The 675-nt window shown below is 44.6% G+C and carries 2 protein-coding genes; both read right to left on the bottom strand.

Annotation, left to right across the window (positions count from 1 at the left end):
• The coding region (locus tag R7Q46_RS27435; RefSeq protein WP_411978782.1) for a tetratricopeptide repeat protein at positions 1-552 on the bottom strand (552 nt) is incomplete at its 3' end.
• Positions 549-675, bottom strand: a 127-nt coding sequence (locus R7Q46_RS27430) for an energy transducer TonB (protein ID WP_318078309.1), incomplete at its 5' end; no start/stop codon positions are given. The genes R7Q46_RS27430 and R7Q46_RS27435, both read right to left, overlap by 4 nt.

Raw genomic sequence — 675 nt, 5'->3', positions numbered from 1 at the left:
TTCCAGTTCAGACGAAAGCTTAATCGACAATGGACCGAGTTCATCTGGCTGACCAAACTTCTCGTAGCGACCCATCGCTGATAACACTTTATTCCATTGGCTCAACTGGTAATGCGATTGTGCGATGCGCAGCCAAACTTCATGAGCTTTCTGGTTTTTAGGTACGGCTTTACTCAATTCGTAATAGTGCGGCAAGGCTTTAGCAAACTGTTGTTCATTCAACAAAATATCCGCTAGCATTTTACGTGTTTGCCACGCTTGCTCGTCTTGCAATAAACCGCTGCTTACCGCGAAATCCAGTTGCTTGATAGCTGGCTTAACTTGCTCATTCTGCCAATAAAAAATACCAAGCATACGAGCAACAAACGCTTGATCGTAGCCACGCGATAGATCTAACGATTCGAGAGTTGAGATCGCTTCTTTAAGCTTCTCTTCTTGAGCTAAGCTGTGCGCACGCTGCACTCTAGATGCGGTGTACTGGCTAAGCTCTTGAGCTATCGCACTGGCTGCGGTCAAACTAAGCAGCGTTGTGATTAAGAATTTCTTCATCATTTGCCTAATTTGAACTCCACTTTTGCGGTTTGTCCGAACTGCTCAATTGACACACCATTTTCAACTTTGGGTTGGTATTTCCACTTCTTCAACGCGCTAATGGCTTCTTTTTCAAACATACGC

It is taken from the genome of Vibrio sp. 811, from assembly GCF_033339195.1.
This window is presented reverse-complemented; position numbering and strand designations above follow the sequence as displayed.